Here is a 13467-nt window from a genome sequence, read left to right as displayed (position 1 = left end):
GTCGAGAAGGGCCCCAAAGGTCAACGCGGGCGTGGTCGCGACCGGTGGTTTCGCGGCTCAGGCAGGGTTATGTTGGCGATATGAGCCAACCCGTCTCCCCCATCGGCGTCTTCGTCACGCCCGTCACCCCGCTTCAGCAGAACTGCACCACCGTCTGGTGCACCGCCACCAACACGGCGGCCGTGATCGATCCTGGCGGATCGGTGGACGTCGTTCTGGGGGAGGTTCAGCGGCGCGGCCTGACGCTGGATCAGATCTGGATCACCCACGGCCATCTGGATCACGCGGGCGGTGCGGCCGAGATGCAGGAGAAGACCGGCGTCCAGATCACCGGCCCTCAGAAGGCCGATCAGTACTGGATCGACCGAATCGTCGAGAGTGGACGGATGTATGGCCTACCCGACGCCCGCCCCTTCACGCCTGACCGCTGGCTGGAGGACGGCGACACGGTGTCGCTGGGCGAGACGATTTGGGAAGTGCGCCACTGTCCCGGCCATACGCCGGGCCACGTCATTTTCTTCAATCGCGCGGCGCGCTTTGCTCAGGTCGGGGACGTGTTGTTCAAGGGATCGGTCGGCCGCACCGACTTCCCCATGAGCGATCCGCCAGCCTTGATCCGCTCGGTGATCGAAAAGCTGTGGCCGCTGGGCGACGACGTGACCTTCGTGCCGGGGCATGGGCCAATCTCGACCTTTGGAGAAGAACGCCGCACCAATCCGTTCGTCTCCGACGCCGCAATGCGACAGGCCCCGATCCAGCGTGAGCCGACGGGGCCTGCCTAAGCGCTCAGCCTAAATCAGCGGCGCAGGATCATGCCGATGATCACGCCGATGCCCAGCGCATAGAGGGTGGCCTTCATCGGGCTGTCCTGAATGTCTTCCTGAACACGATGCACCCGCCCCGAAATCTTTTCGCGGACCAGGCCCACGTCTTCGCGCACGGCCTGGCGGATGGAGGCGGTTTCGCCGAACGTCCGGCGTTCGCCACCGGCAAGAATGGCGTCGGCTTCGCGGTCCAGACGCTGCGTCAGATCATCGTCGTCCAGAACGATGTCGTCGGACGAAGGCGAGGTGATGGGGGTGTTGGTCATGTCGATCTCCGGGTTCGCACAACAAACCGACCGGGCGACCGGTGGTTCCTTTGAACGTCCAGCGCGGGGTGGCGTTGGTTCGGGGCAAGGAGATCATCATGACCTACATCGAACCCACCCCCACGACGCCTCAGCCTGAAATCCAGCCCGAGACCACGCCTCAACCTGAAATCCAGCCGTCCGACACGCCCGACGAAGTTCCGCCCATGGAACCCGGCGGTGGCGATGAAGGTGATTCTCGTCCTTACGACGCGGCTTGAAGTCAAACCACGAAGACGTTCAGGGGTGTGACAGTAAAACAGGGTTCCGAACGGAACCGTCACCGAGTCACAGGGTTCACTTCAGCAAGCGCAACGGCAGCACTGAAAGGACCCCGATGGACAGCCAGCCCACACGACCCTCCGGCGTTTCCAAGCGAGGTTTCGCCTCCATGGACCCCGAACGTCAGCGCGAAATCGCGCGCAAAGGGGGCGCCAGCGTCCCCAGCGAAAAGAGAAGCTTCTCTCAGGATCGCAGCCTCGCCGCACAGGCCGGCCGCAAGGGTGGAGAAGCATCGCACGGAACCAAGAAAGACGCGGACGCCGCAGACGGCGAGTAACCCGCTGAGACCTCTAAAATAGGGCGGCCCGTCGATCGACGGGCCGCCCTTTTTCTTTGCGCCTTGGGCGTCGCGCCGTGCGACGCCCATAGCCAGTTCAGGCCCTAAGCAGAGCCAGAGCCACGCTAGGTTCAGGCGACATGTCGATGCGAACTAAGGACCAGCTCGACGCCTTCGCCATGGCTTCGACGGTATCGGATGTGAACTTGCGCGAGCTTTCGGTGTGGATCGTCTCGCCGCTCATGAAGCGGAACGTCTTATCGCCGATACGGGCCGTCGTCGGCGTAACGGCCTGCAAGTGCATTTCCATCCGCGACGCCTCGGGATTCCACACCGCGCGGTGCGTGAAGGCGTCCAGATCGAAATCTGCGTCCAGATCGGCATTAGCGCGAACCAGCAGATTTCGGTTGAAGGCCGCAGTGACACCTTGGCTATCGTCATAGGCGGCCACCAGGATCGCCGGATCCTTCACGAGATCCACGCCGAGAATGAACAGCGCGCCCTCCCCCAGCATCCTTCGCGCCGCCGTCAGGAATCGCTCGGCCTCGTCAGGATGCAGATTGCCGATGGTCGAACCGGGGAAGAATCCGATGCGACGCCCGCGCGGCAGGTCATCCGGCAGGGGCGCCAGATGTTCGAAGTCACCCAGCACCGGCTGAACCTTCAGGCCCGGATAGTCCGCCCGAATCCGTGTCGCGGCGTCCAGCAGCGCCGTCTCGCTGATATCCAGCGGCACATAGGCGCCCAGGTCAGGCAAAGCATCCAGCAGGATACGGGTCTTTTCGCTGGCCCCGGATCCGAACTCCACCAGCACGGCGTCCGGTCCGAAATCGGCGGTCAGGGCCGCCGCGCTTTCACGCAGCAGGGCCGTCTCCTGCCGCGTCGGATAGTATTCCGGCAGGGCAGTGATCTCTTCGAACAGGCGCGACCCTTCGGCGTCATAAAACCATTTGGGCGGCACGGCCTTCTGATCGCGCGACAGGCCCTCGACCATGTCGCGCCGGAATCCTGCGGTCTGCGCATCGTCCGTCGGCGCGACGGCCCTTTGCGGGGCGTCTTCGGCTAGTCTCAGACCCATGAAGGCCCACCTCTGTTGGGGATAGTAGAAGTTCCGATACGTCACGCGGGCATGATCGGACGGCGTGGCGAAGGCGCCGCCGCGCAGCACCATCTGATTGGCCATGAACTTGCCGTTGTATTCGGCGGCCGTGCCAGGCGTCGGCTGGAAGCCGGGGTAAGGCGCATAAGCGCTGGACGTCCACTGCCAGACCTCGCCCGACAGGTTCGAGAAACCCTCGGGCGCAGTCGTCGCCGCATGTTCCCATTCCGCCTCGGACGGCAATCGCTTGCCGGCCCATCGCGCATAGGCGTCGGCCTCATAGAAGCTGATGTGGCGAACGGGCGCAGCCGGATCGAGCGCCCCGCGCCCCGTCAGGCTCATAACCGTCCAGTCACCGTCGTCACGGCGCCAGTACAGCGGCGCGGTCCAGCCCTCGGCCTTCACCGTCGCCCAGCCGTCAGACAGCCACAGGTCAGGTCGGCTGTAACCCCCGGCCTCGATGAACCCGATCCACTCGCCATTTGTCACCAGATCGGCGGCTAGGGCGAACGGCTCCAGCCAGACGCGGTGCGACGGGCCCTCGTTGTCGAAGGCGAAGCCGGCGCCGCCATGACCGATCGACACCAGACCGGCGTCGAACGCGACCATCCCGCCTCGCGTCGCCTGAACCGGCGCACCGCGCGGCTCGACATCATAGGCCGCCGGGTCCAGCGGCGAGCGCGACATCAGGTTCAGCATATCCATCAGGAACAGCTCCTGATGCTGCTGGTCGTGATGCAGGCCCAGTTCGAACAGATACCGCTGCTGACCGCTCGACGGCCCCTGCGCCAACCAGGCGGCCATGCGCCGGTCGATCTCGCGGCGATAGGCCAGCACCTCGTCCACAGATGGGCGGGTCATCAACCCGCGCTGACCGCGCGGCACCCGCTCGCCCAGCGCCTCGTAGTAGGAGTTGAACAACTGCTGAAAACGGGGATCGACGGGCCGGTATTCCGGGTCCGCCGACAGGATCATCGCCTCGAAGAACCAGCTGGTGTGGCCCAGGTGCCATTTACCAGGGCTGCAATCGACCATCGATTGGGCCGACAAGTCTTCTGAAGACAGACCCTTGGCCAGTTCGGCCATAGCAACCCGAACGGCCCTGAACCGCGCCACATCGGACGCCACCCGCGTATCGGGCTCGAAGCGAGCATTCATGTCAGCCGTTCCGTCGCCCCACGACCCTGACCGCGCGTCTCGTCGTTCATGAACACCGAACGTCAGCCGAAGGTCAGGGTTCCCAAGGGTTTGGGCTTATAAACCAGCCGTATTCAAAGTACCGGTCGCCCGCCGTGTCTTGCATATTCCAACCGCGCAATGGTGCGGTTGTGAACCTCGTCCGGGCCGTCGGCGATGCGCAGAGTGCGCACTCCGGCATAAAGCTCGGCCAAGGGCGTATCGCCTGAGACGCCTGCCCCACCGAACGCCTGAATGGCGTCGTCGATGACCTGAAGCGCCATCTTCGGCGCCGCGACCTTGATCTGAGCGATCTCCGAGCGGGCATTCTTGGCCCCCGCCTGATCCATCATCCATGCGGCCTTCAGCACCAGCAGGCGGCACATCTCGATATTGGTGCGCGCCTCGGCGACCCGCTGTTCCCACACCGAATGTTCGGCCAGCTGCTTCTTGAACGCCGTCCGGTTCAGCAACCGCACGACCATCAGCTCCAGCGCCCGTTCCGCCGCCCCGATCACCCGCATACAGTGGTGGATACGGCCCGGACCAAGCCGCCCCTGGGCGATCTCGAACCCCCTGCCCTCGCCGGCGATCAGGTTTTCGACCGGCACACGGACGTTATCGAGCACCACCTCGGCGTGGCCGATGGGGCGTTCGTCATAGCCGAAGACCGTCAGCATCCGCTCGACCCGGAAGCCGGGCGTGTCGACGGGCACGATCACCTGCGACTGCTGGGCGTGGGCGGCGGCGTCGAAGTCGGTCTTGCCCATGACGATGGTCATGGCGACGTTCGGATGGCCCATATTGGTCGACCACCATTTGCGGCCGTTGATGACATAGTGGTCGCCGTCACGCTCGATCCGGGTCTGGATATTGGTGGCGTCGGACGAGGCCACCTCGGGTTCGGTCATCAGGAAGGCTGAGCGGATCTGGCCGGCCATCAGCGGCTTCAGCCAACGCTCCTGCTGGGCCGCATCCCCGTACATGTGCAGGACTTCCATATTCCCGGTGTCGGGGGCGTTGCAGTTGAACACCTCCGCCGACCACAGGTGGGCGCCCATCATCTCGGCCAGAGGCGCATAATCGAGGTTGGTCAACCCCGCGCCGTGTTCGCCCGGCAGGAACATGTTCCACAGCCCGGCGTCGCGCGCAGCGGCCTTCATCGCTTCCATGACCGGCGGCTGGCGGGTCGAGTCCTCGCGCACCTGGGCGAAATACTCAGCCTCACGCGGGATCACCTGTTCGTCCAGGAAGCGGCGGACCCGGGCGTGCCAATCCAGGGCCCGGTCGGAATGTCTGAAGTCCATGGCGTTATCCTCTTTCCCGTTCGCGCCTCTGGCGGGCGCTCGATACGAAAACGGCGCGGCCCCGATCAGGAGCCGCGCCGCCATAACTGGTCGTTCAGACCGGCATCAGCGCTTCAGCAGCGGAGCCAGCTTCTGGGCGATCATCATGTCGCCGGCGATCTTCAGCTTGCCCTGCATGAAGGCCATCATCGGGTCCAGCTTGCCTTCCGACAGGGCCATGAAGTCATCCCATTTCATCGAGACGGTGGCGTCGGCGGGTTTGTCTTCGTTCGTCACCGTGTTCGGCACCGAGGCGCCGTCGATGAAGATCTTGCCCTGGTCGCCCAGGTCGAGCTTGACGGTCTTGCCGAGGCCGGAGTTGTCGCCGACGGCGCCGCGGATGTGTTCGGTGACTTGTGCGAGATCGGGCATTGGGGGCGTCTCCCTAAAAGGACGTTGTGAACTACGGGTTAGCCCGCATCGGCGAAGGCGCCAAGATCACGTCGGGTAAAGCTCGCATCACTTCTCCGGATCGCCGTCCCAAAACCGCCGTTTCATCGCTGGCTCAACGTCCAACGACCGGCGGCGGCCTGCGCGCCTGCGTCGCCTGTTCGAAGGCGTAACCCAGCGACAGGATGCGTGCGTCGTCCCACTTCCCACCAAGGAAGCTCAAGCCCACCGGCATCCCCCGATCAAAGCCCATCGGCACGGTCAGGTGCGGATAGCCGGCGACGGCGGCCAACTGACTGGCCGAGCCCTCCATGTCGTCTTCGTCCTTGGGGTCGTTGGTCCAGGCCCGCGATGTGGTGGGCGCGATCAGGGCGACCAAGGCATTGTCGCGCATCAGCCGGTCGATCCCCTCCGGTCCCGCCAGCCGCAGCGAAGTCGCGCGCGCCTCCAGATAATCAGCCGCCGTCAGATCGCCCATCGCCTGAGCGCGCTCGAAGGTGTCCTGGCCGAACAAGACCGTCTCGCGCGGCTCGGCGGCGTTGAAGGCGATCACGTCGGCCAGGGTGCGGGTGCGGACCTGTTCCGGGTCGGTTGAGGCTAGATAGGCGTTCAGGTCGTGCTTCAGCTCGTACAGCAGCACCTTGAACTCGGCCGCTCCGATGACCCGACCGTCCGGCCCCTCAGGCAGATCGACCAGAACGGCGCCTGCATCGCGCAGGGCCTGCAGATTCTGTTCGAACACCGCCTGCGTCTGCGGCGAATAGCCCTTCACGAACCGCATCACCCCGATCCGCGCGCCGCGCAACGATCCGGCGTCCAGCCCTGCGGCATAGTCCACCTTACGCGCGTCGGCCTCGACCGTGGCGGGATCGGCCGGATCGGACCCAGCAATGACCGTCAGCACCTTGGCGGCATCCCGCACCGTCGTCGCCATCGGCCCGGCCGTGTCCTGGGAATGGCTGATCGGCACGATGTGGGTCCGCGACACCAGACCGACCGTGGGCTTGAACCCGACCACGCCGTTGACCGAGGCCGGACAGGTGATCGACCCGTCCGTCTCGGTCCCGATCGCGACCGGCGTCAGTCCCAGCGCCACCGCCGCCCCGCTGCCGGACGACGATCCGCAGGGCGTGCGCGCGGGATCATAGGGGTTCAGCGTCTGCCCCCCGACCGCGCTCCAACCGCTGATCGAGTCCGACGCCCTGATATTGGCCCATTCCGACAGATTGGTCTTGCCGACGATCACCGCCCCGGCGGCCCTCAATCGGGCGACGAGAGGCGCATCGCGACCCGGCGCATTGTCCGCCAAAGCCAGCGAACCGGCCGTGGTCGGCATGTCCGCCGTCTCGATATTGTCCTTCAGCAGGATCGGCATTTCCGCGATGTCCGAAGACCCGGCGCTTGACCACGGACCTTCGCTCCAGCGGATGACGGATCGATAAGACTCATCAACCCGCTTCCCATTCGAAACGAACAAAAATGCGGGCGGGTAGGCATACTGAGGATGCCGGTTCTCGACGACTTCAGGGCGGGCGGGCGCAACCTCCCGCCCGACCACATCAGCCCCGGTCGCGCAGCCCGCAAGGGCCAGCACGACCGCAGCCGCCAGGATCAGTCGGCGGCCGGCTCGGCCCGCTTGCCGATCGTGCGGTCCAGGAAATCGAGATAGGTGCGCCATTGTTGCAGTTGCCTCGGTTCGCCGCGGACGCCGTGCCGCTGGCCGGGATAGAGCATCATCTCGAACGGCACGCTCTTGGCCTGCAGCGCATCGATGACGCGGGTGGCGTTGCCGAAGATGACATTGTCGTCGGCCATGCCGTGCAGGATCAGCAGGCGGCCGGTCAGATCATCCAGGCGCGGCAGGACGTCGGTGGCGGCATATCCTTCCGGATTGGCCTGGGGCGTGGACATGTAGCGTTCGGTGTAGTGGGTGTCGTACAGGCTCCACTCGGTCGGGGCGGCGCCGGCCAGAGCCGAGGCCAGCCCGGCCTCGGGCTCGGTCACGGCCAGCAGGCTGAGGAAGCCGCCGAAGCTCCACCCCATCATGGCGATCCGGTCCGCATCGACATACGGCAGGGTCTTCAACCATTTGGCGGCTAAAGTCTGATCCTCGACCGCAGGAATGCCCAGGCGGCGATAGATGCTGGTCTCGAACGCTTGCGACCTATCCCCCTCGCCGCGATTGTCCACGCGGAAGACGATGTATCCCGCCTCGGTCAGCAACTGATTGGTCAGCGGCTGCCAGCTCTTCTGCACGCCCGCCCCTGTGCCCGGCCCGCCATAGACCTGCATCACCACCGGATACTTCTTCGATGGATCGAAGTCGGGCGGCGTGGTCATGCGCCAAACCAGAGTCTGGCCTTGGCTCTGCATCGTGCCGAACTCGGGCGCCCGCAGCCGCGAGACGTAGGGCGCGAACGAGTGGGCGGCATCGAGCTTGTTCTCCTCGATCCAGCGCACGCGCGTTCCGTCGATCCGGTACAGGGCCGATTGCGTCGGCGTCGCCGGGTCGGAATAATTGCCGACATAGGCCGTCGCCGGCCCGTTGACCGACACGCTCCACCAGCCGCCGCCCGGCGTCACCGCGACGGGATCGACCGTGCGGTTCAGACTGGCGCGGAACATTTGCTGTTCGATCGGCAGTTCCTTGCCGTCGCGCATCGAGGCGGTGAAATAGACGTCGCCGGTCTGTTCGTTGACGCCGTCCAGATTCTTGACCGGATAGTCTCCGCGCGTGATCGCCCGCAGCCGCCGGCCGTTGCGGTCATACAGATACAGGTGCCGCCAGCCCGAGTCCTCGTTGGACCAGATGAACCGGCCGTCGGCCAGCACGCGGAAGTCGTTGTTCAGATCGACCCAGGCCTCAGCCTTCTGGCTCAGGATCACGCGCGACGCGCCCGTGGTCGGATCGACGCTCAGCAGGTCCAGAGTCTTTTGGTCGCGCGACTGGCGCTGAACGTACAGGGTCTTGCCGTCGCCGGCCCAATCGACCCGCGCCAGATAGATGTCGGTGTTGGACCCCAGGTCCACCTTGACCCTCCCGCCGCTTTGCAGGTCGCGGACATACAGCTCGACCACCGCATTGGGTCGGCCAGCGCGGGGATAGCGCTGCTCGACCATAGTCGCGCCCGCGCCGGTGATCTCGAAGCGCGGCACGATATCGACCGGGCTTTCGTCCACACGCGTCATGGCGATGTAACGTTCATCCGGGCTCCACCAGTATCCGGTGTCGCGGTCCATCTCTTCCTGGGCGATGAACTCGGCCGTGGCCCAGGTGATCAGGCCCGCGCCGTCATCGGTGATCGGCGTCTCCTTGCCGCTGGCCAGATCATAGACGACCAGGTTCTGATCCCGGACATAGGAGACATAGCTGCCCTTGGGCGAGACCTTGGCGTCGATCTCGTCAGCGGGCGTCTCGGTCAGGCGGCGCACCTTGCCGTCGGCCCGGTTGGCCAGGAAGATGTCGCCTTCCAGCGGCGCCAGGATATAGCGCCCCTGCTGATCCCACGAATATTCGACCACGCCGCGCGCGCTGATCCGCATCCGCTCGCGCCGGGCCTTTTCGGCCTCCGACAGCTCGCCCGCGTCGGGAACCAGGGCCCGCGCGTCGATCAGCTTGTACGGTTCGCCCTCGCCCGTCGGCGCGGCCCACAGATCCTGAACGTCCACATTGTCCTCGCGCGAGCGCAGGAAGGCGACCAGCTGGCCGTCCGGCGACAGGCTGACCCCCTTGGCCACCGGACCATTCAGGCTGGGGCTGGAAAACACCCGTTCGGGCGTCAGGATGTTGGAGGGCGTCTCCTGGGCGAGTGCGGAACCGGCCGACAGAAGGATGGTCGAGGCGAGAAGAACTGTGCGCATGGGGCCGGACGCTAGCGGCGCTTCTGCAAGCCGTCACGAGGAAAAGTGGTCGCCGGACGAAAGGCTTTTTCTTCCCTGCGAGGGGTTCTCAGCTTAGAGAGACCGCACCATGACCGACGCCGCCCTCTCCCCCGCTCCGACCAAGGCTCCTGGCAAAGCCAGCCCGTTCAACGAACTGGAGGTTTTGTGGGTCCGCCACTGGACCGACAGCCTGTTCAGCTTCGGCGTGAAACGGCCCGACGATTTCCGCTTCCGCTCGGGCGAGTTCGTGATGATCGGCCTGCCGGGCCAAGATGGCGGCAAGCCCGTCCTGCGCGCCTATTCGATCGCCAGCCCCTGCTGGGCCGAGGAGCTGGAGTTCTTCTCCATCAAGGTCGCCGACGGCCCCCTGACCTCTCGCCTGCAAAAGATCGTCGCCGGCGACACCGTCCTGATGGGCAAGAAGCCGACCGGCACCCTGGTGCTGGACGCCCTGACCGGCGGCGAGCGCCTTTTCCTGATCGGCACCGGCACCGGCCTGGCCCCCTGGCTCAGCGTCGCGCGTGATCCCGACACCTATGCCCGCTTCGGCCATGTCTATGTGATCCACACGGTCCGCAGCGTCGCCGACCTGGCCTATCGCGACTTCTTCACCCGCGAGATCCACGACGATCCGCTGATCGGCGAAGAGGCGAAGGCGCAGCTGACCTATTACCCCACCGTCACGCGCGAGGATTTCGAAACGCCCGGCCGGATCACCGACCGCATCAAGTCCGGCGACTTCTTCCGCGACCTGGGCCTGCCCGAAGGCTTCGACCCCACCCGCGACCGCGCCATGCTGTGTGGCTCCATGGCCATGATCAAGGAAGCCGGCGAGCTGCTGGAGACTTACGGGCTGAAGGAAGGCTCCAACGCCGAACCCGCCGACTACGTGCTGGAACGCGCCTTCGTCGGTTGAACGTCATGGCTTGAGCGGCTAACCCCACGGCCATGCACCACCCTGCCCCCGTCGCTGTTCAAGTCGCCGTCGACGCCCGCGTCGATCCCGCCGAATGCCAGTCGATGGCCGACGTCCGCCAGGGCGTCGACGCCCTTGACCGCGCCCTGGTAGCCCTGCTGGCCGAACGCCAGCGCTACATGGACGCCGCCGCCCGCATCAAGCCCGACCGCGACGCCGTCTTCGACCAGGCCCGCATCGACGACGTTGTCGCCAAGGTCTTGGTCTCGGCCGAGGCCCACAACCTGTCGCCCCACATCGCCGAACCCGTCTGGCGCCTGCTCATCGACCGCTGCATCGCCCACGAGTTCGCGACCTACGACCGGACTCGCAGCTAGGGCGGCGAAATGTTAGCTTCCGGTCATGGCTCGACCGGAACCCTCCATCTTCAGCGACCATGACGCCGAGGCGGATGCGCGTTCGTTGGCGGATGCGGAGGCCGACATCGCGGCCGGCCGCGTGGTCTCGCACAAAGATGTCGTCGAGTGGCTTAAGACCTGGGGGACGCCGCAAGAAGGTCCGCCTCCGGCCAAATGGAACATCAATGGCTGAGGTCATCTGGACGGCGAAAGCTATTCGGAACATCGAAGCCATCCGAACCTACATCGCTCAGTTCAGTCCGCTGGCCAGCCAGCGCATGGCCCTGCGCCTCATGCTGGGCGGCGACAGCTTGGCCGAACATCCTGAAAGAGGCGCGCCCATCCCCGGCGGTCGTCGTCAACTAACCCACATCTCTCCCTACCTGCTTAGGTACCAAGTCGTCGGTGGCCGCGTCTTCATTCTGGACGTCCGGCATGCTGCGGAAAACGCACCCTAGCTTCGGGCTCGCTCGCCTCAGCCATCCTGTTTCCAGATACGCTGAACTTTGAAATCAACACGTTAAGCGGCAGTAGCGTCAATCGACCTAGCGCCTCTTCCGGCGGCCCTATAATGCGCGCCGGTCTTTGACATCGCTGCGCGCCGCCTGCCGAAATTGCACCTTCTTGCACTTTGCACGCCTTTTCCGAGTGCAGTGCAATTTCGGACAGCCAGACGCCTATCCCTTCAGGCCGCGCAGCATCAGTTCGTGCCGATAGGCCGCGACATCGGCCAGCGCCCCGTCCAGCGCATCGCGGACCCGCTCCAGCGCCGGTGCAGCCAGCGTCTGGTCCGCCGCTTCCGCCTCGGCGCAGATCGCCGCCAGGTCTCGCGCGCCGATACCCGCCGCCGCGCCCCGGATCGTGTGGACCCCGTCGCGCCAGCCCTCGGCCTTGGGATCCAGCATGACGGACCACAGGCCGGCCTGGTTGACGAACAGGCCCAGCACCTCCTCGTTGGTGGCGTCGTCCCCGCCCGTCATGCCGTTCAGCACGGCGAAATCGACCGCACCCGTCAGATCGCGCAACGCCATCAGGCCGCCGTCTCCTCGCCCTTGGCCAGGCGCGAGTTCTTGGACGACCACAGCAGATAAATGGCGATCCCGATCACATTCCAGACCAGGAATCCGATCTGCGTCACCGGCTTCAGGCTCAGGAAAAAGATGATGCAGCCGATCACGCTGACCGCGCCGACCAGCGGCCACAGCGGCGCCTTGAACACCCGCTTGCGGCCCGGCTCGCGGATCCGCAGCACGATCAGGCACACCCCGACCGAGCAGAAGGCCGCCAGCGTCCCGGCATTGGCCAACGACGCCAGTTCGTCCAGCGGCAACAGACCCGCCAGGATCGCCACCACCACGGCGGTGAACACGGTCACCACCGCCGGCACGCCCCGGCTCGACACCTTGGCCAGGCGACGCGGCAACAGGCCGTCGCGCGCCATCCCCAGGAAGATGCGGCTTTGACCGAACAGGAAGGCCAGCAGCACGGTCGGAAGCGCGATCACCGCCGCCGCCGCGATCCACTGGGCCGCCGTCCCCTGCCCCATCTCACGCAGGATCAGCGCCAAGGGCTCGGGGCTGTCGGCGAAGCTCGCCACCGGCCGCGCGCCGATCGCTGCAGCCGCCACGACCAGATACAGCGCCGTGCAGATCAGCATGGAGCCGACGATGCCGATGGCCAGGTCGCGCTCGGGCTTCTTGGTCTCTTCCGCCGCCGTCGAAATGGCGTCGAACCCGTAGAAGGCGAAGAAGATGATCGCCGCCGCCGCCATCACCCCGGTCTGGACGAAGGGCGCGCCGAAGCCGTTGGGCATGAAGGGCGTGAAATGCTCGGACTTGAACGCCGGCAGGGCGATGGCCACGAACACCACCAGCGCCGCGATCTTGATCAGCACCAGAACCGCGTTCAGCGTCGCGCTCTCCTTGGTGCCCAGCAGCAGCAGGCCCGTCACCACCCCGATGATGGCCACAGCCGGCAGGTTGATGATCCCGCCTGCGTGCGGCCCCGCGACAAGCGCCAGCGGCAGGTCGATCCCCAGCCCGCTCAGGAAGCCGACGGCATAGCCGGACCAGCCCACTGCCACGGCCGAGACCACCAGCGAATATTCCAGGATCAGGCTCCACCCCACGACCCAGGCGATCATCTCGCCCAGAACGGCATAGGAGTAGGTATAGGCGCTGCCCGCCGTCGGCATCATGGTCGACAGTTCGGCATAGGCCAGGGCCGCACAGGCGCACACAATACCCGCCAAGCCAAAGCTGATCAGCACCGCCGGCCCCGCCAGCCCGGCCCCCACGCCGATCAGCGTCAGGATGCCGGTGCCGACGATGGCGCCCACGCCCAGAGCCAGCAGATGCGGCCAGCTCAGCGTCGGCTTCAGCCGCGGTCCGTCGTGCGGCGCCAGCATGGTGTCGATCGATCGACGCCGGTTCCAGAATGCCATGATGCTCGCTCCCCCGCCGCTTGCCGCGGCTGATTCCAAGGGGACCATACCCCGCCGAAGAAAGTTTGCGAAAGCGCTTGCCAACCCCCGAACCGCTGGGTAGTAGGAGCGCCCTTCGGCAAGGCCTCT

General features: G+C 65.7%; 15 protein-coding genes. 7 read left to right on the top strand and 8 right to left on the bottom strand.

Annotated elements, in window-relative coordinates; all coding sequences use genetic code 11:
- Nucleotides 1-80: 80 nt before the first annotated feature.
- Nucleotides 81-782 (top strand): MBL fold metallo-hydrolase, encoded by a 702-nt coding sequence (locus ACQY72_RS01180; protein ID WP_428155147.1) that lies wholly within the window; start codon nucleotides 81-83, stop codon nucleotides 780-782.
- Between the two features lie 14 nt (nucleotides 783-796).
- Here ACQY72_RS01180 and ACQY72_RS01175 read toward each other — a convergent pair whose 3' ends face one another.
- Entirely contained in the window at nucleotides 797-1090 is a 294-nt protein-coding gene (locus ACQY72_RS01175) for a hypothetical protein (protein WP_428155145.1), read from the bottom strand.
- A 98-nt stretch (nucleotides 1091-1188) separates the two neighbouring features.
- Here ACQY72_RS01175 and ACQY72_RS01170 point away from each other — a divergent pair, with 98 nt between their 5' ends.
- Nucleotides 1189-1350, top strand: a complete 162-nt coding sequence (locus tag ACQY72_RS01170; protein ID WP_372694997.1) for a hypothetical protein — start codon at nucleotides 1189-1191, stop codon at nucleotides 1348-1350.
- 116 nt (nucleotides 1351-1466) lie between these two features.
- Nucleotides 1467-1688, top strand: coding sequence for a general stress protein (locus tag ACQY72_RS01165; RefSeq protein ID WP_346495335.1), 222 nt, complete (start codon nucleotides 1467-1469; stop codon nucleotides 1686-1688).
- Nucleotides 1689-1785: 97 nt separating this feature from the next.
- On the opposite strand, the gene egtB is transcribed toward ACQY72_RS01165, so the two are convergent.
- The 5 genes from egtB to ACQY72_RS01140 all read right to left on the bottom strand — a co-directional run bounded on the left by egtB (nucleotide 1786) and on the right by ACQY72_RS01140 (nucleotide 9560).
- Nucleotides 1786-3945 (bottom strand): ergothioneine biosynthesis protein EgtB, encoded by a 2160-nt coding sequence (gene egtB, locus ACQY72_RS01160; protein ID WP_428155143.1) that lies wholly within the window; start codon nucleotides 3943-3945, stop codon nucleotides 1786-1788.
- Between the two features lie 113 nt (nucleotides 3946-4058).
- Nucleotides 4059-5270, bottom strand: a complete 1212-nt coding sequence (locus tag ACQY72_RS01155; RefSeq protein ID WP_428155142.1) for an acyl-CoA dehydrogenase family protein — start codon at nucleotides 5268-5270, stop codon at nucleotides 4059-4061.
- 105 nt (nucleotides 5271-5375) lie between these two features.
- Nucleotides 5376-5681 carry an SCP2 sterol-binding domain-containing protein gene (locus ACQY72_RS01150; RefSeq protein ID WP_372695003.1) on the bottom strand — a complete coding sequence of 102 codons (306 nt, stop codon included), beginning with the start codon at nucleotides 5679-5681 and terminating at the stop codon, nucleotides 5376-5378.
- A 133-nt stretch (nucleotides 5682-5814) separates the two neighbouring features.
- Nucleotides 5815-7128: an amidase gene (locus tag ACQY72_RS01145; protein ID WP_428156732.1), complete on the bottom strand. Its 1314-nt coding sequence runs from the start codon at nucleotides 7126-7128 to the stop codon at nucleotides 5815-5817.
- A gap of 182 nt (nucleotides 7129-7310) precedes the next feature.
- Nucleotides 7311-9560 (bottom strand): S9 family peptidase, encoded by a 2250-nt coding sequence (locus ACQY72_RS01140; protein ID WP_428155140.1) that lies wholly within the window; start codon nucleotides 9558-9560, stop codon nucleotides 7311-7313.
- Between the two features lie 109 nt (nucleotides 9561-9669).
- Between ACQY72_RS01140 and ACQY72_RS01135 the strand changes: the two genes are divergently transcribed.
- From ACQY72_RS01135 to ACQY72_RS01120, 4 genes are read left to right on the top strand one after another with little or no spacing between them, the layout of a single operon-like run.
- A complete protein-coding gene (locus ACQY72_RS01135; RefSeq protein WP_428155138.1) occupies nucleotides 9670-10497 on the top strand; it encodes a ferredoxin--NADP reductase in 828 nt (275 codons plus the stop codon).
- 32 nt (nucleotides 10498-10529) lie between these two features.
- Nucleotides 10530-10874 (top strand): chorismate mutase, encoded by a 345-nt coding sequence (locus ACQY72_RS01130; protein WP_428155136.1) that lies wholly within the window; start codon nucleotides 10530-10532, stop codon nucleotides 10872-10874.
- Between the two features lie 25 nt (nucleotides 10875-10899).
- The gene (locus ACQY72_RS01125) at nucleotides 10900-11088 is read left to right on the top strand and encodes an antitoxin (protein ID WP_428155135.1); all 189 of its coding nucleotides are present in this window, start codon (nucleotides 10900-10902) and stop codon (nucleotides 11086-11088) included.
- Complete coding sequence (locus ACQY72_RS01120; RefSeq protein ID WP_428155133.1) at nucleotides 11081-11353, top strand: type II toxin-antitoxin system RelE/ParE family toxin; 273 nt, start codon at nucleotides 11081-11083, stop codon at nucleotides 11351-11353. Before ACQY72_RS01125 ends, ACQY72_RS01120 begins: the two co-directional genes overlap by 8 nt.
- A gap of 219 nt (nucleotides 11354-11572) precedes the next feature.
- On the opposite strand, the gene ACQY72_RS01115 is transcribed toward ACQY72_RS01120, so the two are convergent.
- Together ACQY72_RS01115 and ACQY72_RS01110 are read right to left on the bottom strand one after the other, a co-directional pair.
- Nucleotides 11573-11926 (bottom strand): Hpt domain-containing protein, encoded by a 354-nt coding sequence (locus ACQY72_RS01115; protein ID WP_428155131.1) that lies wholly within the window; start codon nucleotides 11924-11926, stop codon nucleotides 11573-11575.
- Nucleotides 11926-13338 (bottom strand): amino acid permease, encoded by a 1413-nt coding sequence (locus ACQY72_RS01110; protein ID WP_428155129.1) that lies wholly within the window; start codon nucleotides 13336-13338, stop codon nucleotides 11926-11928. The genes ACQY72_RS01115 and ACQY72_RS01110 overlap by 1 nt, the downstream gene beginning before the upstream one ends.
- Nucleotides 13339-13467 lie beyond the last annotated feature (129 nt).

It is taken from the genome of Brevundimonas sp. (assembly GCF_965279155.1).
In the GTDB taxonomy this organism is placed as follows: Bacteria; Pseudomonadota; Alphaproteobacteria; order Caulobacterales; family Caulobacteraceae; genus Brevundimonas.
This window is presented reverse-complemented; position numbering and strand designations above follow the sequence as displayed.